The organism is Olsenella urininfantis (assembly GCF_900155635.1).
GTDB classification, from domain to species: domain Bacteria; phylum Actinomycetota; class Coriobacteriia; order Coriobacteriales; family Atopobiaceae; genus Olsenella_G; species Olsenella_G urininfantis.
The window spans coordinates 1386988-1409543 of the sequence record NZ_LT732540.1 but is presented as its reverse complement, the minus strand read 5'-3'; the positions used below and the strand labels follow the sequence as shown (position 1 = coordinate 1409543).

The following is a 22556-nucleotide window of genomic DNA, read 5'->3' as shown; positions in this document are numbered from 1 at the left end:
GAGGGAAATCGTCGTGGCACCCTGGTTGGCGAAGGAGGTCCTCCCAACATGAAGATCCTGGTCGTCGAGGACGAGCGCGACCTGCTCGAGTCCATAGGAGAGGGCCTCGAGCTCGATGGCTACTACGTAGACCTGTGCGACAACGGCACCGATGCCCTCGCAGCCGCCGAGGTCGAGCCGTACGACCTCATCCTGCTCGACCTCAACCTCCCGGGCATGGACGGCCTGGACGTCCTCTCCGCCCTGAGGGGGCAGCTCTCCCAGAGCAAGGTTCTGGTCCTCTCCGCCCGGTCCAGCATCTCGGAGAGGGTCGCCGGCCTCGATGCGGGCGCCGACGACTATCTGGTCAAGCCCTTCGCCTTCGAGGAGCTGGAGGCGCGCGTCAGGGGACTCCTGCGCCGTGAGTACAGGCAGGGGGGCAGCGTGATCCTGAGGGGGGACCTGTCATTCGACACCGTCTCCCGCACCCTGCGCGCCAAGGGCGATCCCATCGCGCTCACGAAGAAGGAGACGGCGATCGTCGAGTACCTCCTGCGAAACTCCGAGAGGGCCGTGAGCAGCGAGGAGCTTCTCGAGCACGCCTGGGACAGCAACGTGGACCTGTTCAGCAACTCGGTGAGGGTCCACATACATGCCCTGCGCAAGAAGCTTGGGGCAAGGCTTGGCTACGACCCCATAGGCAACAGGGTCGGCGAGGGGTACTTCCTGCGGGAAGGGGAGGAGTCATGAGCACGCGTCTGGGATTCCGCTCCATCAGGACCCAGCTGACGGCGCTTGTGGTGGCCCTCATCGTGGCCAACTGCGTCATCCTGGTCCTCCTCGTGAACCACTCGACGTCGCTCACGCTGGACACGGCAGAGATCCAGCTTGCGGGCCAGAGCAACCTCTCCATCGTCTTCGACGTCGAGGGAATCAAGAACGCCATCCTCACCGACACCCTGACCTATCTTGCCGTGGTGCTCGTCCTGGGCGGCCTCGTCGCGTACGTGCTGGTGGGAAGGTACACGAGGCCCATCAGCAGGCTTGCCGCCCGCATGCGCCAGACGGGACCAGAGTCCCTTTCGGAGCGCATGGAGCCCGTGGGGCGCGGAGAGGAGATAGAGGACCTGGTCAGGTCATTCAACCAGATGACCGAGCAGCTCGACGAGGCGTTTGCCGCGCAGGGGCGCTTTGCCGCCAGCGCCGCGCACGAGCTGAGGACCCCGCTTGCCGTGCTGCAGACGAAGATCGACGTGTTCCGCAAGAAGCCCAGGACCAAGGAGGAGTACGACGCTCTGGTCGAGATGGTGGGTGCCAACACGAGGAGGCTCTCTCTCGTGGTGGGGGACCTGCTTGAGCTGACGGAGACCGGTGACCTCCCCGACAGCTCCCCCGTCCCCCTCCATGCCCTCCTGGGCGGCGTCTGCGAGGGACTCGAGCCCCTCGCAGAGCAACGGGGGGTCTCGCTCGTGCTGGAGGGTGCCACTCAGGGCTGCGACGACCTGAGGGTCATGGGCAACGCGGCCCTGCTCCACCGGGCGTTCTCCAACCTTGTGGAGAACGCCATCCGCTACAACCGCGAGGGAGGCAGCGTGGCCCTGGCCCTTTCGCATCGTGGCGGGAAGGTCGTGGTGACAGTTGCCGACACGGGGGAGGGGATAGCTCCCGACCAGCGTGACCTGGTGTTCGATCCGTTCTACAGGGTGAACAAGTCCCGATCGAGGGCCTTCGGGGGGGCAGGCATAGGCCTCTCCCTGGTCAGGAGCATACTCGTCCGCCACGGAGCGAGCGTTCACATCGAGGACAACGAGCCCCGGGGGACGGTGTTCGTCGTTACATTCCCCGAGTGAGTGGGGCAGGACGGCGCAGCTACCGCGCCACCCTGCCCTAGCCCCCTACTCGAAATAGGCCACGCCACCCTCGAAGAGGGGCTGGAACATGTTGCCGGGCACGTTCTTGAAGGTGCCCGCGGTGCTGCGCTCGCTGTGGCCCATCTTGCCGAGCACGCGGCCGTCGGGGCTGGAGATGCCCTCCACGCACCAGACGGATCCGTTGGGGTTCACGTCCAGGCCCATGCTGGCGCAACCGTCCTCGCCCACGTACTGCGTGGCAATCTGGCCGGTTGCCGCCATCTGCGAGAGGAGCTCCTCGCTGGCAACGAAGCGGCCCTCCCCGTGGCTGATGGCAACGGTGTGCACGTCTCCCACCTGGCACTTTGACAGCCAGGGAGAGAGGTTCGAGGACACGCGGGTGCGCACCAGGCGGCTCTGGTGACGGCCGATGCGGTTGAAGGTGAGGGTGGGGCAGCTCTCGTCCATGGGCCGGATGTCCCCGAAGGGAACCAGCCCAAGCTTGACCAGCGCCTGGAAGCCGTTGCAGATTCCCAGCATGAGGCCATCGCGTCCCTGCAGCAGCTCGCGCACCGCCTCCGTGACGGCGGGGGCGCGGAAGAAGGCCGTGATGAACTTCGCCGAGCCGTCGGGCTCGTCGCCGCCAGAGAACCCTCCGGGGATCATGACGATCTGCGAGCGGCCGATCTCGTCAACCAGGTCTTGGGTGCTCTGGGCCACGGCCTCGGGCGTCAGGTTGTTGATGACGAGGGTGCTGACGTCGGCTCCGGTGCGCTCGAAGGCGCGGGCGCTGTCGTACTCGCAGTTGTTGCCCGGGAACACGGGAATCACCACGCGCGGCCGGGCCAGCCTCACGAGGGGAGCCGGGCGAGAGATGCCCTGCCTGGCGGCGTCGAAGCTCAGCAGGCCGACCTGCTCGCCACCGGAGCGGTAGGGGAAGACGGGCTCCATCCTCGCCTCCCACAGCTCCTGCAGCTCCGCGAGCTCGATCCTCTCGCCCGCAAGCTCAAGCTGGTAGCCCTCGGTGCTGCGCCCCAGCCGGCGCACGTGGCAGCCGCTGGTGCTGGTGGGGGGCTCCGCGCCATCTGCCAGCTCCACCACGAAGCTGCCGTAGGCCAGGCGGAAGAGCTCGTCTGCCGTGACGTTGGCGTCGAGGCTCATTCCCAGCTGGTTGCCCAGGCACATCTTGAAGAGGGCCTCCGCGGCGCACCCGTAGCCGGGCGTGCTGACGGCCAGGCAGCCGCCCTGTCGGATGAGCGCCTCCACCTGGTCGAGCACCTCGAGCAGGCTCGCCGCCTCAGGGGTGACGTCATCCTCTCGATAGCTGGGGGCAAGCTCCACCAGGAGGTGGCCAGCCCCCTTGAGCTCAGGACTTGTCACGTCTGCCACCTTGCCCACGGCGCAGGCGAAGGAGATTAGGGTGGGGGGCACGTCCAGGTCCTCGAAGGAGCCGGACATGGAGTCCTTGCCACCTATGGCGCCCACGCCCAGGTCGCGCTGGGCCATGAGGGCGCCCAGCACGGCGGCCACGGGCTTGCCCCAGCGCTCGGGCACGTCGCGCAGCTTCTCGAAGTACTCCTGGAAGCTGAGGTACGCCTTGCGGTGCTCGAAGCCTGCGGCCACGAGCTTGCAGACGCTCTCGACCACCGAGAGGTACGCGCCCGTGTACTGGTTGGCGCTCATCAGGTAGGGGTTGAAGCCCCAGGCCATGCCCGAGCAGCTGGTGGTCTCGCCGAGCACGGGCAGCTTTGCGGCCATGGCCAGGGCGGGTGTCAGCTGGGTCTTGCCGCCGAAGGGCATGAGCACCGTGGCCGCGCCGATGGTGGAGTCGAAGCGCTCCGAGAGGCCTTTGTTGGAGGCGACGTTCTCGTCGGTGACCAGGGAGCGCAGGCGCTCGGCAAGCGTCGCGCCCTCCCAGCTGGGCTGCCAGGACTCCTGTGGCAGCACATGCACGTCCTGGTGCTTGGGGGCTCCGTTGGAGTCTAGGAAAGCGCGGCTCACGTCCACGATGTCCCTTCCGCACCAGCTCATGCGCAGGCGGGGTTCGGCGGTGACCTCCGCCACCACCGTGGCCTCGAGGTTCTCCTCGCGGGCGTAGCCCAGGAACTCCTCCACGTCCCCTGGCGCCAGGGCCACGGCCATGCGCTCCTGGGACTCGCTGATGGCAAGCTCGGTGCCGTCCAGGCCCTCGTACTTCTTGGGGATGAGGTCGAGGTCGATGGAGAGGCCGTCGGCCAGCTCGCCGATGGCAACGCTCACGCCGCCGGCGCCGAAGTCGTTGCAGCGCTTGATGATGCGACAGGCGTCCTCGCGGCGGAAGAGGCGCTGGAGCTTGCGCTCCACGGGGGCGTTGCCCTTCTGGACCTCCGCGCCGTCCTTCTCGAGGGACTCCACGTTGTGTGCCTTGGAAGATCCCGTCGCGCCGCCGATGCCGTCGCGACCGGTGCGGCCTCCCAGCAGCACGACCCTGTCGCCGGGGGCGGGGCACTCGCGCCTGACGTGGCTGGCCGGTGTGGCCCCCACGACCGCGCCCACCTCCATGCGCTTGGCGGCGTATCCCGGGTGGTAGAGCTCGCTCACCTGGCCGGTGGCAAGCCCGATTTGGTTGCCGTAGGAGGAGTAGCCCGCGGCGGCCGTGGTGACCAGCTTGCGCTGGGGTAGCTTGCCCTCCATGGTCTGACCCACGCCCGCCAGGGGGTCTGCCGCGCCAGTGACGCGCATGGCCTGGTACACGTAGCTGCGGCCGGAGAGCGGGTCCCTGATGGCACCGCCGATGCAGGTGGCCGCGCCACCGAAGGGCTCTATCTCGGTGGGGTGGTTGTGGGTCTCGTTCTTGAAGAGGAAGAGCCAGTCCTCGTCGTGGCCGTCCACGTCGACCTTCACCTTCACGGTGCAGGCGTTGATCTCATCTGACTCGTCGAGCCCCGTGAGGGTCCCCTGGCCCTTGAGCCACCTGGCGCCAATGGTGCCCATGTCCATGAGGCAGAGGGGCCTCTCGTCGCGGCCCAGCTCGTGGCGCATCTCGAGGTAGGTCTCGAAGGCCCGCCTCACGTCCGCGTCGTCTATGGTCACGTTCTCCAGGCGCGTGCCAAAGGTGGTGTGGCGGCAGTGGTCGGACCAGTAGGTGTCGATCATCTTGAGCTCGGTGATGGTGGGGCAGCGGCCCTCCTCGCCGAAGTACTGCTGGCAGAAGCTGATGTCCGCCAGGTCCATGGCAAGGCCGCGCTCGTCGATGAGGGCCTGCAGGCCCTTCGCGTCCAGGGAAAGAAAGCCCGAGAGGGTCTCCACCATCTCGGGCTCGGGGTAGCTCATCTTGAGGGTCTCGCGCTCCGCGAGGGAAGCCTCGCGCGCCTCCACGGGGTTGATCACGTAGCGCTTGATGGCGTCCACGTCTGCCTGGCTGAGCTCGCCCTCGAGGTAGTAGAGCTTGGCCGAGAGGACGCGGGGCCTCTCGCCCTGGCTGATGAGCTGCACGCACTCGCTTGCCGAGTCGGCCCTCTGGTCAAACTGGCCGGGCAGGAATTCCACGGCAAAGAGGGCGGCCCCGTTGGCCTCGGGAAGCTCGAAGCTGACACGGTCCGACTGCGGCTCGCTGAAGACGGTGGGCACGCAGCTCTCGAAGAGCTCCTGGCTGATGCCTTCCACGTCGTAGCGGTTCACCAGGCGAAGTCCGGTGAGGGACGAGATTCCCAGAATGCCGCGCAGCTCCACCTCCAGCTGGCGCGCCTCGACATCGAACCCGGGCTTCTTCTCTACGTACACGCGTGAGACCATGGGCGGTTGTCCCTTTCCTGAGCTGGGGCTTGGCTGTGTGGGGGCGCCATCGTGGCGCACAGCCACATGATATGCCGCCCTGGCGTCTATTGGCCGTTGCCTTTGTGTGGCGAAAAGAGAAATACATGTAGGGGGCGTTTGCCGGACACGCTATGCTCTTGCAGAGGTTCCATCGAGGGAGGTCGCATGGCATTCAACGAGAACAGGGACTTTGCGCGCCTGAGGGACGGCCTTCCCGCCGAGCTCGAGCGCCTGCGCCTTGCCGGGGAGTTCGAGCGAGCGGTCTCGCTCATCGACCGCATGCTTGATGAGGGCGTCCAGCCCACCCTTGCGCCCGTGCTGCGCGCGGAGCGCGCCCGCATGCTGCGCACCCCCATGGAATACTGTGTCACCAGGGAGAACGTGCTTGAGGGCATCCGGGCCGAGGTGCCTGAGTTCTCGGAGGAGGACCTGGAGCGCCTCATCGAGCGCCGTCGCATCGACTGGCGCTTCGTCAACGGCGAGCAGCGCTTTCTGCGGGGCTTCCTGCGCTCGCTGCGCCTGTACGCCCAGGAGGTCCCGGGGCTTGCCGCGTCCGAGGACCCAGACCGGGCGGAGCGCGCGGAGCTTCTGGACGGGATGCGCGAGAGGGGAGGCGCCTCTCGGCTGATAACGCTGCGCGCCAGCATCAGCGCCAAGGAGGCGGTGACCCCCGAGCAGCGGGTGCGCGCGTGGCTGCCGATCCCTGCCGCCTGCGCGCAGCAGTCGCAGATAGAGATCCTGGACGCCACCGCGGCGGCCATGGTCGCTCCCGAGGACGCCCCGCAGCGCACCATCTCCTGGTCCGTGCGCGGCTGCTCCCGCTTCGAGGTCAGCTACCGCTTTCGCGTGGACGTGCCCTACCGCGCCTCGCAGGACATCCGCTGCGAGGGCCTGCAACCCACCTTCGACCTGGGAGAGGAGGAGCCGCACATCGTCTTCACGCCCTACCTGCGGCTGCTGGCGGCACGCATCACGGGCGGCCTCACCTCTCCGCTTGAGAAGGCACGGTCCATCTACGACTGGGTCACGCAGAACGTCGACTACCGTTTTCAGCCGCCGTACCTGCTGCTCGATTGCATCCCTGACAACGTTGCAAAGTCCCTGCGCGCGGACTGCGGGCTCTTTGCCCTCCTGTTCGTGACGCTCTGCCGCATCAGCGGCATCCCTGCGCGCTGGCAGAGCGGTCTGGTGGTCAGGCCCAGTCATGTGGGCTGCCACGACTGGGCCCAGTTCTACATCGAGCCCGAGGGCTGGCTCTGGGCGGACTGCTCCTTCGGCTCTTCCGCGCGCCGCGAGGGGGACGAGGGCCGCCGCGAGTTCTACTTCGGCAACGTAGACCCCTGGCGCATGGTGGCCAACTCCGCCTTCTTCGCGCCCTTCGTCCCCGAGGACGAGGAGCTGCGCGAGGACCCCTTCGACAACCAGCTGGGCGAGATGAGCGTGGACGGCAGGGGGCTTGACCGCTACGGCATGGACCGCACCGTCGAGCTGGTGGAGATGCGCGAGGCCTAGGTGCCGCTCCTGGCTAGAGGGCATGCCCCAGGAGGATGAGGGCAAAGATCCAGGAGGCGACCACCGCAAGCGCCAGCCAGTCTCGTCCCGTCATGCGCAGCGGGTGCCAGTGACTGCGGCCAGCGCCGCCTGCGTAGCAGCGGGCGTCGAGCGCGCGCGAGAGCCCCTCGGCATGGTGTATGGAGCTGGCCAGAAGCGCCACCAGCACAGGCACCACCGAACGCAGCCTGCGGGCGGGCGAGCCTTCGCCCAGGGCCGCCCCGCGCATTGACTGGGCGTCCAGGATGGCCTGCGTCTCGTCCGCCAGCGTGGGGATGAAGCGCAGCATCAGGGAGAAGACCATGGCAAGCTCGTGCCCGGGGAGCCCCAGCCTGGCAAGCGGTTCCAAGAAGGCGTCGAAGGCGTCCGTGAGCTGCATGGGCGTGGTGGTGAGCAGCAGTATCGCCATGGCCATGACGGCAACCACCAGACGCATGCTGAAGATGAGCGCCGCATGCACGCCAGCCGTGGTGACGGTGAGGAACCGCCAGCTCAGCAGCGTCTCGCCACCTCTCACGAAGAGCAGGTTGAAGAGGGAGAGGACCAGAAGCACCGCCACCAGCGGGCGTATCGAGGCGATGACCTTGCGCGCGGGAAGCTGGGCCAGCGCCGTGGCGGCGAGTGCGCCCGCAAGCCCAAACGCCAGCTGAGGCGGCGTGCCTATGAAGAAGACCGCGAGGGTGCAGGCCAGCGAGCAGGCAAGCTTGGTGCGCGGGTCGAGGCGGTGCACCAGGGAGCCTCCGGGGTAGTACTGCCCCAGGGTGAGTCTCAGTGCCATCAGCGCACCTCCCCGGCCTGGCAGGCACGTGCGATGGCACGTGCCAGCCCCTCGGCGGTCAGAGGGAGGGCCTGCAGGTTGACGCCCCTGTCTCGCAGGGCAAGTGCCCAGGCGAGCGGTGTGGGGAGCCCCAGGCCGGCGTCGTGCAGCGCGTCCTCGTTCTCTGCGCAGAAGATGTCCTCGGGTCGCCCCTCGGCCAGCACGCGCGTACGGTCCAGCACGAAGACGCGGTCTGCCAGCGCCGCACCGTCCATGGAGTGGGTTACCTGCACGATGGTGCAGCCGCGCCCCTTGATGCGCCCGAGCAGCTCCGCCACCCTCTCTCGCCCGAGCGGGTCGAGGCCCGCCATGGGCTCGTCCAGGACGAGCAGCTCGGGCTGCATGGCAAGGATGCCCGCGATGGCGCACATGCGTTGCTGACCGCCGGAGAGCTCGAAGGGGGAGCATCCCTCCTTGCCGAGAAGCCCCACCAGCTCGAGCGCCCGCTGGCATCTTCTCTCTACCTCGTCTGCGGGAAGACCCAGGTTGGTGGGCCCAAAGGCAACGTCCAGCGCCACGGTCTCGGCAAAGAGCTGCCGCTCGGGGTGCTGCATCACGTAGCCCACGCGACCGCGCAGCAGCCGGCGCTCCCTGCGCCTGGCGGTGTTGACGCCCAGCACGCGGACGCTTCCGGAGTCAGGCAGCTCGAGGCCACAGACGAGACGCAGCAGCGTGGACTTGCCCGAGCCGGTCTGCCCCACTATCGCCAGGCTGTCCCCCGCGGCGATGCACAGAGAGACGTCCTCGAGGGCTCGCCTTGCCTGGGCGGACCTGCGGTCTTCCTGGTAGGAGTAGCAGACCTCCCTGAGCTCGACGGCAAGGGGCCTCTCGTCGGCAGCGGCGGCACGAGGCGGGGCCTCCTCCCGGCCGCCCGCGCCCCGCTTGGGGCCCACGCCCTCGGCGAGGTGGGAGATGGCCTGCGCAAGCTCCTCCTCGTCCGTGGTCCAGGGAACGCCCAGCCCCAGCTCCTGCAGCCGTCCCGCGAGCCGGGCCGCAAAGGGCTCGTGCAGGCCCAGGGACCTGAGCTCCCCTGAGTGCGAGAAGACCTCGGCCGGCGTGCCCGAGAGCGCCACCCTGCCCGCGCGCATCACGATGACGCGGTCTGCTGCCAGGGCCTCCTCCATGAAGTGGGTGATGTGGACAACGGTGGTGCCGCTCTCCTTGAGCCGTGCCATGACCCTCATGACGGACCTGCGCCCGCGCACGTCGAGAAGGGCCCCGGGCTCGTCCAGCACCAGCACGCGCGGGTGCATGGCAAGGGCGCCCGCAATGGCGACGCGCTGCTTCTGCCCGCCCGAGAGGCGCGTGGGATCCGCCTTCGCAAATTCCCCCATGGCGGTGCGCCTGAGCTCCTGCTCTACGCGCTGGCCTATCTCCTGGGGGGTGACGCCCAGGTTCTCGGGGCCAAAGGCGACGTCCTCCTCCACCACGGAGGTGACTATCTGGTCGTCGGGGTTCTGGAAGACCAGGCCCAGCCTGCGCCTCGCCCTGCCGTAGGCGGCGAAGTCCACCTTCCCGCCGGCGAGGACCCTCTCGCCCAGCAGGGTCACGTCTCCCTCGTCGGGCGCCAGAAGGCCGCAGAGCACGCTGGCCAGCGTGGACTTGCCAGATCCGTTTGCGCCCAGGATGCAGAGGCGCTCCCCCTCCGCAACGGTGAGGCTCACGTCGTCAAGCGCGCGCACGTCTCCCTCGTAGACGAGGGAGACGTGCGAGAGCTCTGCCACCAAGGGGGTGCCCATGGGCATGGCCGGCGACGCGCTAGTTGCCCAGCGCCTTGGTGACCGGCTTGTAGACAAGGGCGCACACCACGCAGTTGATGCCGATCTTGAGCAGGTTGAAGGGGAGCAGGGCGGGGACGATGAGCGCCGCCACGTCCGCCACGGGCATGCCCGTGTAGAGGGGGGTGATGATGAGGTTGCCCACCATGCAGGCGGCCAGGCAGACCACGGCCCCCACCACCATGGCGAGGATGGCGCCCGATTGGGTTGTCTTGCGCTGGTAGATGAGTGAGGCGGGCATGACAAGCGAGAAGGTGGCCAGCACGGCCATTATCACGCCGTAGACGCCGGACGAGGTTGCGAAGTGCACCAGGTAGGGAAGGATCGAGACGACCGCCGCGGTTGCGGGGCCGAAGACGAAGCCGGCGACCAGGGCAACGATGCCCGAGGGGTCGTACTTGAGCCACGCGACGCCGGGCAGGATGGGAAACTCCAGGAAGAGCGTGGCGATGGCGGCCACGGCGCAGAAGAGGGCCGTGACGGCGATGCGCTTCGTTGACCAGCCGTTGGCCTGGTCTGTGGTGGAGTGGATGTCGTGACGCGCGGATGATGATGCCTGTGCCATGGTGGCCCCGTTTCTTCCGTCCGGACTGTTACCGTTGGTCCTGGAATCCCACCAGGTCAGCCGCGATCTGCGGCGCGCGGACTTGGCGGGTCCCCCATGGCCCGCGTCACCGCCAGTGGGGATTTGCACCCCGCCCCGAAACTGATACTCAAAATATAGCACTTGGGCGCGGGCAGGGAGCGTAAGGGGCAAAAATACTTGGGCATGGGGACAGGGGAGGGCTGCCTCGCCTGAGGCTGATATACTTAGCGGCCGAAGCGATCCGTGAGGCTGGCGAGGGGCCAGCCGCGTTGCGCCTCGGCGCGAGGGGAGAGTGACCTGGGCATGTCCGGCAGTGCCGACCACTTACGTGAGCTGACCTGGAGTCTGAGGACCATCGTGGGCGAGGACAACGTCCGCGAGATGGAGCCCATGAGCGAGCACACCACCTTCAGGATCGGTGGCCCCGCAGACCTTTTCGTGACGCCTGACGACGTCGAGGAGGTCGCCGACATCGTCCGCGCGTGCAAGGACGCCCAGACGCCGTACTTCCCCCTGGGCTGCGGAAGCGACCTGCTCGTTGCCGACGAGGGGTACCGTGGCGTGATCGTCTCGATGTCGGACGGCCTGGTGAACGTGGGCGTTGACGGCGAGGAGATGAGCTGCCAGGCGGGAGTTCCCCTGCGCGAGGCATCCGAGATGGCCTGCGAGCTGGGACTTTCTGGCCTGGAGTTTGCCTGTGGCATACCTGGTTCGGTTGGCGGCGCCTGCTTCATGAACGCCGGCGCCTACGACGGCTGCATGGCCGACGTCCTGCGGTCCGTGCGTTGCCTCATGCCGGACGGCAGCGTGCAGACCCTGGGCGTGGGCGAGCTCGACCTGGGCTATCGCAAGAGCCGCGTGCGTGACGAGGGCCTGGTGGTGCTTTCGGCGACCTTCTCCCTGCGCGAGGCCGACCCCGCGGGCATCCGCGCCAAGATGGACGACCTCACCCAGCGCCGGGAGGAGAAGCAGCCCCTGGAGCATCCCAGCGCCGGCTCCACCTTCAAGAGGCCTGAGGGGCACTTTGCCGGCAAGCTCATCACGGACGCGGGGCTCAAGGGGTACCAGAGTGGGGGCGCGGCAGTCTCCACCAAGCACGCGGGCTTCGTGGTCAACCTGGGCGAGGCCACCGCAGCCGATGTCCATGCCGTCATCGAGCACGTGCAGGACGAGGTGGAGCGCCAGTTTGGCGTCCGCCTCGAGCCAGAGGTGCGCTTCCTGTAGGCCCGCCTTCCCGGGGATAGGAAATCGGCCGCCTGGCGTGGGGGTTCCCAGCGCCGGGCGGCCGCTCGCCCCCTGTGGCAGGGACTTAGTTCTTCAGAGAGTTCAGGGGCGCCGGGAACTGGCCGCCTCGGTGTGCCAGGACGCTTCCCGCAAACGCGTTCACGGGCATGACGGGTGCCGAGCCAAAGAGCCCGCCAAAGTCAAGGATGTCCCCCTCGCTGCGCCCGATTGCCGGAATGAGGCGCACGGCCGTGGTCTTGGCGTTGATCACGCCTATGGCCATCTCGTCGGCGATGATGCCGGCGATGGTCTCCACGGGCGTGTCTCCGGGGATGGCGATCATGTCAAGGCCCACGGAGCACACGCAGGTCATGGCCTCGAGCTTCTCGAGGGAGAGGGCCCCGTCCCGCGCGGCGCGGATCATGCCCGCGTCCTCCGAGACGGGGATGAAGGCGCCGGAAAGCCCGCCCACGCTGGAGCTGGCCATGACCCCGCCCTTCTTCACCGCGTCGTTGAGCAGCGCCAGCGCACAGGTGGTGCCAGGGCCACCGCACTCGCCAACGCCGATGATCTCCAGGATTTTGGCCACGGAGTCGCCGGCGGCGGGCGTGGGTGCCAGGCTCAGGTCAACTATGCCCTTCTGGGCGCCAAGCCTGCGCGCCGCCTCGCGGCTCATGAGCTCCCCGGCGCGGGTGATCTTGAAGGCGGTCTGCTTTATCTTCTCGGCAACCTCGGTGAGGTCTGCGTCCTGGGGAAGCTGCTCCAGGGAGGCGGCCATGACGCCAGGGCCGGATACGCCCACGTTGAGCACGGCGTCACCCTCCCCGCCGCCGTGGATGGCGCCGGCCATGAAGGGCGAGTCCTCCACCATGTTGGCGAACACGACGAGCTTGGCCGCGCCGTAGCAGTCGATGTCGGTGGTCAGGCGCGCGGCGTCGATCATCTTCTGGGCCATGAGCAGCACGGCGTCCATGTTGATACCGGCGCGCAGGCTTGCCACGTTGACGCTGGAGCAGACGCGCTCCGTGGAGGCGAGGGCCTCGGGGATGGAGTTGATGAGACGACGGTCGGCGGAGCCCATGCCCTTCTGCACCAGGGCGGAGAAGCCGCCCATGAAGTCTATGCCCAGGCTCTCGGCCGCGCGGTTCATGGCGCGGGCAATGGGGGAGAGGTCCTCGTCGGGGCAGGCCGCGGCTATCTGCGCTATGGGCGTGACCGAGACGCGCTTGTTGGCAATGGGGATGCCGTACTCCCGCTCCAGGCCCTGGGCCGTGGGCACGAGGCGCTCTGCCGTGCGCGTGATGCGGTCGTAGATCTTGGTGCACATGCGACCCATGTCCTCGTCGGCGCAGCCGAAGAGCGAGATGCCCATGGTGATGGTGCGCAGGTCGAGGTTCTGCTGGGAGACCATGCTCAGGGTCTCGGCGACTTCTTCGGGCGTGATGGCCATGGAGTGGTCCCTCTCGTCTGGGGCGCCCAGCGCCCAAGCTAATGCTGGCTCTCCATCTTAGCGGCAAGCGCGCCGGACATGTGGCAAAAGGGCCTCCCGCCCAAGGCGGAAGGCCCTCGCGAGCGTTGCGACCGTCGCCTAGTAGACGGGGTTTTCCGCCTCGACCTTGTCAACCTCCTGGTAGGGGGCAAGCGTCGAGACCATCTTCACCACCTGGTCGTAGGGGTTGCGCACGTAGTGGACCTCGCTGGGCTCGATGTGGATGAAGTCTCCCTCGGAGAGCGTGTGCAACACGCCGTCAACAACGATGTCCACCTTGCCGGTGAGGATGAAGAAGTTCTCCTCCATCACGTTGTGGAAGTGGGCCTGGAAGTCCTGGCCCGGCTGGAACTGCACCAGGGCGTAGTTCATGCGCGGGCCCTTCATGAGGTACTTGGGCCCGGAGTCGCCAAATCGGTACTCGAAGTCGTTCTCGTTGACGATAAACATTGGCGTTGTCCCTTCTGATATGCCGCGATGCCGCGTGACGGCCTTCCTGCCCCGGCACTAGATGCCCGGGGCCCTCCACATTCCCTTGGTGACGCCCTCCTCGCTGAGGCGGAGCTGCTCCGCGTAAAGCCTGCGCCAGCTGGCATAGAGCTTGTCGTAGACGGCGCGGTTCTGCTCGTTGGGCGTGTAGCTCCGGTCCCACTTGACCACCCGGTGCGCGCCCTCGGCGATGCTGGGGTAGATGCCCACGCCGTAGCCGGCGAGCACCGCAGCTCCCAGTGCCGTTGCCTCCTTGACCTGCGGGACCTTGACCGCCTTGCCGCACACGTCCGCCACGATCTGCGCCCAGAGCGGGCTCTTTGAGGCCCCGCCGGCGAAGATGAGCTCGTCAGGCTCGTTGCCCGTCGCCTCGCGCACCAGGTCGATGTGGCCGCGCACGAGAAGCGCCGTGTTCTCCAGGATGGCCCGGTAGAAGCAGTACTTGTCGAAGCGCTCGGGGTCCAGCTCGAAGTTGGTGAAGGTGGGGCTGGCATGGGTCCAGTGGATGAAGTTCATCACGTCGCTGAAGCAGCAGAGCATGCCATGGCTGCCGGCGGGGACCTTCGCGGCCCTCTCGTTCATGAGGTCGTACACGTCCCTGCCAAGGGCTGCCGCCTCGGCCTTCTCGGCCTGGCAGAAGCCGTCCCGGTACCAGCGCATGACCAGTCCCGGCTTGAAGGCCAGGGCCTCGTACTGCCAGACCTCGGGGATGGCGTGGCAGTTGACGCGCACGCGGCAGTCCGGGTCGGTGGCGGCGCTGGCGGTGTTGAACTCGTACTGCCAGAAGCTGCCCCCAAAGACGCCCGCCTGCCCCGGCTCGCAGGCGTCGATTCCGATCATGCCCAGCTGGCAGTCTCCGCCGCCCACGATCACGGGCGTGCCCTCGGCAAGGCCGGTCTGCTCGGAGCCCCAGGCGCTGACCTCCCCCGCGCGCGAGCCGCACTCGAGCACGGGGCCAAAGATGTCGGCCTTGAGGCCGCAGCGCTGTGAGATGCTGGGGTCCCAGTCGCGCCTCTCCAGGCTCATCATCCCCGTGGTGCTGCCGTTGCTGGGCTCCACCGCAAGGACGCCGGTCAGCTTGTAGATGAGCCAGTCGTTGAACATGCCCACGCGCGCGCAGCGCTCGTAGACCTCGGGCATCTTGCTCTTCACCCAGAGGAGGCGGGGCAGCGCCCCCAGGGCGTAGGTCTGGCCGCTCTCGCGGTAGATCTCGCGCTCCAGCTCGGGGTTCATCCTGATGAGCTCCCCCACCTCGTCGGTGCTGCGGGCGTCAACGTTGGCGCAGGCCCAGATCTCCTCGCCACTCTCGTCATAGAGGACGATGCCCTCGCGCATGCAGGTGGTGGAGACCCCCGCGATGTCTCTGGGGTCCACCTCGGACCTCTCTATGACCTCCCGCACGCAGCTGCGGGCGAGGTCCCAGTTGTGTGCCCAGTCAAAGTCCATGCTCCCCGGCCAGCGGGGGTCCTCCCGGTGCTCCCACTCTCTCTGGGCGACGGCAACCTGGTCGCCCTCTGTCGAGAACAGGACGGCGCGCACGCTGCCCGTTCCCGCGTCCATTGCCAGCAGGTACCTCTCCAATGCCATCATCCCCTAGCTCGTGTGTCCGTCAGTCTCCAAGCAGGCCCAGCGCAGTCTGCTCGTCAGTTATGAGCACGTTGAGGTAGTCATGCGCCAGCGCCGCGCGAAGCACGGCGACCTTCGCGGCTCCTCCGGCGACCCCCACCACGTTCTTCATGGAGCAGAGGCTCTCCAGGCTGGTGCTCACCGACCTGTCGTCGATGCTGGTGGGGATGACCTCGCCCCTGCTGTCTATGAAGTGGTTGAGGATGTCCCCCACGCAGCCCTCCATGCGCAGGAGGGCCAGGTCGTTGGCGTCGATGATCCCGTTGCGCATGGTGGTGGCATCCTCGGTGAGGCTGCCCAGGCTCATCACGCTCATGTCCGCCAGGGCCGTCATCCGGCTGATGCTCTGGATGGAGGGCTCCCTCATCAGGGCCTCCTTGAGCTCCACCGAAGAGAGCGTGAGCGGGGTGGGCGTGAGGTAGAGCTTCATGTTCAGCGAGCCCAGAGGCACCTTGGGCAGGTAGTAGCTCACGCCGCCGGTGAGGCTCACCACGCTGAAGTCCTTGCGGCCGCTGTTGGCCAGGTGGCTGAGGGTGAGGCCCATGGTGTCGCCGTAGCCGATGTTGAGGTAGCCGTTGGGCTTGAGGTGATAGGTGACATACATCGACGCGGCCCGTGCGATGCTGTCGAGAAGCGACGACTCGTCAACGGGGGTGGGGACCACCATGGCGTCGTCGAGGCCGAAGCCCTCTATGAGCCTTCTCTCCACGTCCATGCGGACCTGGTCTTCCTCCCGGAAGCTGAAGCGGATGATCCCGCCTTGGCGGGCCTCGTCCAGCAGGCGGATGACCTTGGCGCGCGAGATGCCCATGAGAGACGAGATCTCTTGCTGCGTGTAGCTCTCCATGTAGTAGTACCAGGCAGCCTTGAGAGTGAGAGAGTACTCGGACTCAGACAAGATGCTCGCCTCCCAGCTAAGAGAAATTGGAACAAATGTCCAATGACATGACAGTAGTTCATAAACAGATATACAACCACAGCGGGGGCATGTCAATTTCAACTCGTGCGAGTGGAAGCTGACCTCGGCGTGGAAATATCAAGGAAAGATTAACAAAAAAGCAGTTAGAAGACATGAAACAAATATAGTCCAAGTCGTGTCTGGGGCCTTTTGGGCGAAAGTCGAAACTAGGCTGCCTTCGTTGTGCTACAAATCAAACGATAGAACAAACGTCATTTGTTGAAACAATTTGCCACTCGTTGACGCTTTGCTACCGCTCGTGTCACAAGCGGTGGCCGGCCGGGCGCGTGCGTTTTATCGTCCTGTTTGGGGGATGGGCCCTGGGGGGCCAGTCCCTCTCGTCACAAGGGAAGGGAGGCCACGTGGAAGCTGCCGGCAGTCAGCAAGACGCTGCGAAGCAGGATGGGTCGGGAATCAGCTATCAGGTTCCCAACACGCTGCTTTCGGTGCAGAACATCTACAAGTCCTTCGGCTCCAACGCGGTGCTCAAGGGCATCAGCCTCGACCTCTGCAAGGGCCAGGTGCTGGCGCTCATCGGAGGGAACGGAGCGGGCAAGTCCACTCTGATGAAGATCATCATGGGCATCTACTCCGCGGACAGGGGAGAGATTACCATCGCGGGCGAGAAGGTGGACATCTCCAACCCCAAGGCCGCCCTGGCGCACAGCATCTACATGGTGCCGCAGGAGCCCATGCTCTTCCCCAACATGACCGTGCGCGAGAACATAGTCATCGGCTTCGACGAGGGTGCCTCGGAGCTCGAGAGCCGCCTCAGGTCCGTCATGGACGAGATTGGCTGGTCGCTCGACCTCGACCGCAAGGCGTCCACCCTCTCCATCGCCGAGCAGGGCATGGTGGAGATCCTGCGCGGCCTCATGCGCAACCCTAAGGTGCTCATCCTCGACGAGCCTACCTCCGCCCTCACCTTCGACGAGGTCCAGAGCCTTCTGGCCTGCGTCCAGGAGCTGCAGAACAAGGGCATAGGCATCATCTACATCACCCACCGCCTGGCCGAGGTCTTCGAGATCGGCACCACGGTGGCCATACTGCGTGATGGCATCGTCACCACGCAGGGAAACGTCTTCGAGTTCACCCGTGACGACCTCGTGCGCGGCCTGCTCCCGGCGGATGCCAGCCTGTCCTCCGGCAAGGCCAGGGGCGCCGCGCGAAAGATCGACTATTCCCAGGATCCCGTCCTCAAGGTTCAGGGCTTCTGCGGCTACGGCTTCTCGGACATCAGCTTTGACATCTATCCCGGGGAGATCGTGGGCCTGGCGGGAGTCGTTGGCGCCGGCCGCACCGAGATGGCAACCACCATCTTTGGCATGGACAAGGCCCTGGGCGGCAGCGTGCTTCTCAACGGTCAGGACATCACCGGCCGCAAGACCCGCCAGGTCATATCCATGGGTCTCAACTACGTTCCCGAGGACCGCTTCAACGACGGCCTCTACCGCATCCGCGGGGTCGCGGAGAACACCACCAGCGCGCTGCTCTCCAGCAGCCGCATGGGCAGGCTCTTCCTCAACGCCAAGGAGGAGGAGAGGGTCTCCCAGAGCTACGTGGACCGCTTCCGCACCAAGGTGACGGGGCTTGACCAGGAGGTTGGCGGACTCTCGGGCGGAAACCAGCAGAAGATCGTCATCGGCCGCGCCTTCTCCACCTCCCCCAAGGTGGTCATCCTCGACGAGCCCACCCGCGGCATCGACGCAGCGGCCCGTGGGGACGTCTACGCGGTCCTGCAGGAGCTCAGGGACACGGGCGTGTCCATCCTGCTCATCTCCTCCGACATGGAGGAGGTCGTCGAGCTCTCCGACCGCGCGCTGGTCATGTACCAGGGCCGCATTGTCCAGGAGTTCGAGAGGGACCAGATAGTCCAGGAGAACCTGACCGCGGCGGCGTTTGGCGTGTATCAGGCAGAAGCGAAGGCGGTGACCGAGTAATGGGACGCATCAAGAACCTTCTCCATGCGCGCAGCATGAGCAGCCTCGTGTTCCTGGTCATCCTCTTCTTGGTGGTTGGCCTGATCAACCCGGCGTTCCTGACGCCCTCCAACGTCTCCGCCTGCTTCAACACCTCGGTGGTCTACACCCTGGTTGCCGTGGGCATGGCCTTCACGCTCTTCATCGGAGAGATCGACGTCTCCGTTGGCGCAAACCTCGGCCTGGTTGCCGCGGTCGTGGGCAGCATGCTGCGCGATGGCCAGTCCCTGGGCCTGGCCATCATCGTGGGCGTCGTCATCGGTGCCCTGATCGGCCTCATCAACGCCTGGGGCGTGGCCATCATGAAGGCGCCCTCGCTGATCTTCACCCTGGGCGTCAACGGCGTCCTGCGCGGCATCATCTACGTCTACACCAATGGTGCCTGGGTTGAGAACCTGCCCAAGGGCTTCAAGGACTTCTCGTCCGTGACCGCCGTCGGTGACCTGACCGTCTACTACTGCGCAACCCTTGTCCTGGTCGCCGTGGTCCACTTCCTGCTCACCAAGACCAAGCGTGGGCGCTACTTCCACGCCGTGGGAGACAACGCGCAGGGCGCTACCCTCGTCGGCCTGCCCACGCGCAGCACCACGATCCTCGCTTACGTCATCTGCGGCGTCATGGCCGCCGTCGGGGGCATCATCTTCTGCAGCCGCATCGGCTTCGTCACCCCCGCCAGCGGCAACGGCTACGAGATGAAGGCCATCGCGGCCTGCGTTCTGGGCGGCATCAGCCTCCTGGGAGGCGTGGGTTCCGTCGTGGGGTCCGCCATCGGTGCCGTCATCATGGCCTCGATCAGCTACCTGCTGGTCTTCATGGGCTTCTCGTCCAACTACGACAACGCCATCACCGGCATCATCCTCATCGTCATCGTCGTGGTGGATGCGCTCCTGCAGCGTCGGGCCATCGTCAAGAACCGTCACGCCCGCCTTGCCGCCCGCGTCTCCTCCGGCACGGAGGCTGCCACGGCCGCGGAGGGTAAGGACCAGGAAGGAGGCGAGGCATAGATGTCGCGCATCAAGCAGCTTCTCACCAGGGGCCAGGCAAGCTGGAACCTCATCCTCATCGGTCTGCTCGTGCTCGAGTTCGTGGTGTTCGGCGCGGCCAACCCCAAGTTCCTGCGCCCCGCCCTGCTCTTCACCAGCATCAACGACAACCTGCCCGTGTTCATGATCGCGCTTTTCGTCACCCTGGTCATGGTCACCGGAGGCATCGACATCCAGGTGGCGTCCCTCGTGGGCCTCACGTCCATCACCATTGGCGTCGCCTGGCAGGACTTTGGCTTCTCCATCTGGGCGGCGGTCGCCCTAGCTGTGGCGATCTGCATCGTCTGCGGCGCCTTCTCGGGCTTCCTGATAGCGTACTGCGGGGTGCAGGCCATGGTGGTCACCCTGGGCGGCAGCTTCCTCTACTCGGGGATCGCCCTGCTCGTCTCCACGCTCTCGAGCACGGAGAGCTACCAGGGCATCGGAGGCTTCCCCGACGAGTTCAAGTTCATCGCCAGCCACCAGGTGCTTGGGGCCGTTCCCTTCCAGCTGCTCATCTACGTGGCCCTGTTTGCCATCGCCTTTGTCCTGCTGCACAAGACCAAGTACGGTCGCAAGGTGATCCTCACCGGCGTGAACGCCCAGGCCGCGGAGTACTCCGGCATCAACAGCAGGCTGGTGATCATGTCGACCTACGTGCTGAGCGCCGCCGCGGCGTCTATTGCCGGCATCGTGCTCACGGCATATCTTGGCACGGCCAAGTCTGACCTGGGCGGCGGCCTCACCATGGACATCATCACCGCGGTGGTTCTGGGAGGCACCCTCTCCACGGGTGGCAAGGGGTCCATCATCGGAACGGCGCTCGCGTCCTTTGCCATCGCCTTCCTCAAGTTTGGTCTGCCGCTTTGCTTCAAGGTGGGCACCCAGTACCTGAACATCCCGGTGGGAATCCTGCTCGTCGCCGTCATCGTTGGGCGTTCTGCGGCTAGTAACACGGGCTTCGTGCCTATGCTACGGGCGCTGTTTGCAAGCAAGGTGGGCCATGGCCCCAATGTCAAGGCCTAGAACAGGCCAGGGAAGATGGAGGTTGCGCTATGAAGAACGTGTCTCGTCGTAGTTTCCTGAAGGTTATGGGTGCTTCGGCAACGGTTGCCGGCCTTGGCCTAGTGGGCTGTGGCGGCAAGCAGGAGGAGGCTCCCGCAGCTGGTGGCGAGGCTGCCACCGCAGGCGACATCAAGGGCAAGACCGTCGCGTTCATCCCCAAGGTGACCGGCAACGCATTCTTCGAGTCCGCCAACAACGGCGCCCAGGAGAAGGCAAAGGACTGGGGCATCACCGTCGACTACATCGGTGACGCCACCGCCTCCGTGTCCGCCCAGGTCTCCGTCATCAACCAGGCTGTCGCCAACGGCGTGGACGCCATCTGCATCTCCACGGTCGACGCGGGCGGCGTCTCCGACGCGCTCAAGAAGGCCACGGACGCCGGCATCGTCGTCGCCACCTGGGACTCCGACGCCAACCCCGAGGACCGTACCCTCATGGTCTCCCAGGGCACGCCCGAGATTCTCGGCCAGATGCTGATCGATATGTCCATCGACGGCCTCAAGCAGCGCGGCAAGGACCCCGAGAAGGACGAGATCACCTACGTCTGGCACTACTCCCAGGCCACCGTCACCGACCAGAACTCCTGGCAGGTTGCCGCCGAGAAGATCATCAAGGAGAAGCACGCCAACTGGAAGAACGTCCACGAGAACTACTACTCCAACCAGGATGCCGAGCAGGCCATCACCATCGGAGAGGCCGTCCTCGACGCCTTCCCCGAGATCGACCTGATCATCTGCAACGACTCCACCGCTCTTCCCGGACAGCTCCAGGCCGCTGAGAACAAGGGCTACGACCAGTCCAAGATCACCATCACGGGCTTCGCGTCCCCCATGTCCATCAAGTCCTACTGCGAGCACGGCACCATCCACAACTGGGGCCTTTGGGACTGCGGCGTCCAGGGTGCCATGGGCTGCTATGTGGCTGCCTATCTCGCCGCCGGCAACGAGGTCAAGGTGGGCGACACCATCGACATCCCCGGCATCGGCAAGGCCGAGGTCGAGCCCAACGACAGCATCTCCCAGGGCGCAAAGACCGGCGACAAGAACAACGGCGTCGTCCTGCTTCCCGAGCGTCTGGTCTTCACCAAGGAGAACATGAACAACTACTCCTTCTAAGCTCGGTTCTACAAGTGGGCGGTGCCGCGGGACTGCCGTGGCACCGCCCTGTTTTCGCCATGAGAAAGGAACGCTATGGCTGATCTGGACGGACTCAAGGTCGCAAAGGACTATCACGTGGACGTGCCCTTTGCCAACAACGAGGGCTTCTATGTCAAGGGCGCCAACAACCTTGACTGGGGCATGAAGAAGCACCTCTCGAACATCTTTGACCCCAAGAGCGGCAACACCGTCATGCTTGCCTTTGACCACGGCTACTTCATGGGCTCCACGGCAGGCCTCGAGAGGCTCGACCTCCTCCTGCCGACGCTCGCCCCCCATGTGGACGTGTTCATGGGCACGCGCGGCGCCATCCGCAGCTGCGTCGCCCCCGAGCTTGCCAAGGGCGTCGCCCTGCGCGTGAGCTCCGGCTCCTCCATGCTGCAGGCGGACCTCAGCCATGAGGTCGTCGCCGTTGACATCGAGGACGCCATCCGCATGAACGCGGACTGCATGGCCTCCCAGGTCTTCATCGGCGGCGACGGCCAGCTCTCCAGCATCGACAACCTCAGCCAGGTCATCAATGCCGGCATGCGCTACAGCATCCCCACCCTGGGCGTCTGCGCCGTGGGCAAGGACATGGAGCGCACGGGCCGCTACTTCAAGCTCGCCACGCGCATCATCGCCGAGATGGGCTGCCAGCTTGTGAAGACCTACGACTGCGAGGACTTCGAGGAGGTCGTGGCCGCCTGCCCCGTGCCCATCGTCGTCGCCGGCGGCAAGAAGATCGCCGAGCGCGACGCCCTGCACATGGCCTATAGCGTCATCCAGAAGGGCGCCCGCGGCGTTGACATGGGCCGCAACATCTTCCAGAGCGTAAACCCCGTCGAGATGGCCCAGGCCGTGCGCATGATCGTGCACGAGGGCGCCACCGACGCCGAGGCATGGGAGTTCTTCCAGGACGTCGCCAGGCACTAGCACACACGGCGCAAGCCGACTTCTTCCCTTCCGGGGCGGTTCCTTCCCTTGCCGCCCCCTGCCGCCGCGGGCCCTCCACGTCCCGCGGCGGCATCCTTTTGCGCATCGGTGGGCAGGGAGTTCCTGGTCAGATGTGCCCTCCTCGCCCGCCCACTGCGGAAACGCCCATGCGCCATACGCCTCCGTGCGAGAAGCAAATGAATTTCTCTGCATGAAAATCGACTTCTGTTTACTCTTTTGGCTTTAAATGGAGCAAAATGAGGGAGCTCATTTTTG

The 22556-nt window shown here is 66.1% G+C and carries 17 protein-coding genes and 1 riboswitch; of the genes, 9 read left to right on the top strand and 8 right to left on the bottom strand.

The features are described from left to right. The first annotated feature begins 48 nt into the window (after window positions 1–48). The gene (locus tag CZ375_RS06415) at window positions 49–729 is read left to right on the top strand and encodes a response regulator transcription factor (protein ID WP_077598420.1); all 681 of its coding nucleotides are present in this window, start codon (window positions 49–51) and stop codon (window positions 727–729) included. Next, on the top strand, window positions 726–1829 hold the full coding sequence (locus CZ375_RS06410) for a sensor histidine kinase (protein WP_077598419.1): 1104 nt from the start codon (window positions 726–728) through the stop codon (window positions 1827–1829). The genes CZ375_RS06415 and CZ375_RS06410 overlap by 4 nt, the downstream gene beginning before the upstream one ends. A 45-nt stretch (window positions 1830–1874) precedes the next feature. Here CZ375_RS06410 and CZ375_RS06405 read toward each other — a convergent pair whose 3' ends face one another. Continuing rightward, the gene (locus CZ375_RS06405) at window positions 1875–5603 is read right to left on the bottom strand and encodes a phosphoribosylformylglycinamidine synthase (protein ID WP_077598418.1); all 3729 of its coding nucleotides are present in this window, start codon (window positions 5601–5603) and stop codon (window positions 1875–1877) included. Between the two features lie 186 nt (window positions 5604–5789). On the opposite strand from CZ375_RS06405, the gene CZ375_RS06400 reads away from it, so the two are divergent. Continuing rightward, window positions 5790–7136 (top strand): transglutaminase-like domain-containing protein, encoded by a 1347-nt coding sequence (locus tag CZ375_RS06400; protein ID WP_077598417.1) that lies wholly within the window; start codon window positions 5790–5792, stop codon window positions 7134–7136. Window positions 7137–7149: 13 nt separating this feature from the next. Here the strand turns inward: CZ375_RS06400 and CZ375_RS06395 are convergent, their stop codons facing one another. From CZ375_RS06395 to CZ375_RS06385, 3 genes are read right to left on the bottom strand one after another with little or no spacing between them, the layout of a single operon-like run. Beyond that, entirely contained in the window at window positions 7150–7953 is an 804-nt protein-coding gene (locus tag CZ375_RS06395; RefSeq protein ID WP_077598416.1) for an energy-coupling factor transporter transmembrane component T family protein, read from the bottom strand. Then, window positions 7953–9737: an ABC transporter ATP-binding protein gene (locus tag CZ375_RS06390; protein ID WP_077598415.1), complete on the bottom strand. Its 1785-nt coding sequence runs from the start codon at window positions 9735–9737 to the stop codon at window positions 7953–7955. Before CZ375_RS06390 ends, CZ375_RS06395 begins: the two co-directional genes overlap by 1 nt. A 13-nt stretch (window positions 9738–9750) precedes the next feature. After that, entirely contained in the window at window positions 9751–10335 is a 585-nt protein-coding gene (locus tag CZ375_RS06385; protein ID WP_077598414.1) for an ECF transporter S component, read from the bottom strand. 4 nt (window positions 10336–10339) lie between these two features. Continuing rightward, window positions 10340–10482: riboswitch (FMN riboswitch) on the bottom strand. Window positions 10483–10659: 177 nt separating this feature from the next. Between CZ375_RS06385 and murB the strand changes: the two genes are divergently transcribed. Then, window positions 10660–11580, top strand: coding sequence for a UDP-N-acetylmuramate dehydrogenase (gene murB, locus CZ375_RS06380; RefSeq protein WP_077598413.1), 921 nt, complete (start codon window positions 10660–10662; stop codon window positions 11578–11580). Window positions 11581–11665: 85 nt separating this feature from the next. On the opposite strand, the gene CZ375_RS06375 is transcribed toward murB, so the two are convergent. From CZ375_RS06375 to CZ375_RS06360, 4 genes are all read right to left on the bottom strand, one after another. After that, the gene (locus tag CZ375_RS06375) at window positions 11666–13030 is read right to left on the bottom strand and encodes a PFL family protein (protein WP_077598412.1); all 1365 of its coding nucleotides are present in this window, start codon (window positions 13028–13030) and stop codon (window positions 11666–11668) included. A 138-nt stretch (window positions 13031–13168) separates the two neighbouring features. After that, window positions 13169–13519 (bottom strand): cupin domain-containing protein, encoded by a 351-nt coding sequence (locus tag CZ375_RS06370; protein ID WP_077598411.1) that lies wholly within the window; start codon window positions 13517–13519, stop codon window positions 13169–13171. A gap of 57 nt (window positions 13520–13576) precedes the next feature. Then, complete coding sequence (gene lsrK, locus CZ375_RS06365; RefSeq protein WP_234966909.1) at window positions 13577–15148, bottom strand: autoinducer-2 kinase; 1572 nt, start codon at window positions 15146–15148, stop codon at window positions 13577–13579. Between the two features lie 19 nt (window positions 15149–15167). Beyond that, window positions 15168–16082 (bottom strand): sugar-binding transcriptional regulator, encoded by a 915-nt coding sequence (locus CZ375_RS06360; protein ID WP_077598410.1) that lies wholly within the window; start codon window positions 16080–16082, stop codon window positions 15168–15170. 422 nt (window positions 16083–16504) lie between these two features. Here CZ375_RS06360 and CZ375_RS06355 point away from each other — a divergent pair, with 422 nt between their 5' ends. The 5 genes from CZ375_RS06355 to lsrF all read left to right on the top strand — a co-directional run bounded on the left by CZ375_RS06355 (window position 16505) and on the right by lsrF (window position 22280). Continuing rightward, window positions 16505–18082, top strand: a complete 1578-nt coding sequence (locus tag CZ375_RS06355; RefSeq protein ID WP_234966908.1) for a sugar ABC transporter ATP-binding protein — start codon at window positions 16505–16507, stop codon at window positions 18080–18082. Continuing rightward, window positions 18082–19125: an ABC transporter permease gene (locus CZ375_RS06350; RefSeq protein WP_077598409.1), complete on the top strand. Its 1044-nt coding sequence runs from the start codon at window positions 18082–18084 to the stop codon at window positions 19123–19125. The genes CZ375_RS06355 and CZ375_RS06350 overlap by 1 nt, the downstream gene beginning before the upstream one ends. Further along, a complete protein-coding gene (locus tag CZ375_RS06345) occupies window positions 19126–20169 on the top strand; it encodes an ABC transporter permease (RefSeq protein WP_097677390.1) in 1044 nt (347 codons plus the stop codon). A gap of 29 nt (window positions 20170–20198) precedes the next feature. Beyond that, window positions 20199–21323: a substrate-binding domain-containing protein gene (locus tag CZ375_RS06340; RefSeq protein WP_077598408.1), complete on the top strand. Its 1125-nt coding sequence runs from the start codon at window positions 20199–20201 to the stop codon at window positions 21321–21323. A 75-nt stretch (window positions 21324–21398) separates the two neighbouring features. Then, entirely contained in the window at window positions 21399–22280 is an 882-nt protein-coding gene (gene lsrF / locus CZ375_RS06335; RefSeq protein WP_077598407.1) for a 3-hydroxy-5-phosphonooxypentane-2,4-dione thiolase, read from the top strand. The last annotated feature ends 276 nt before the right edge of the window (window positions 22281–22556 follow it).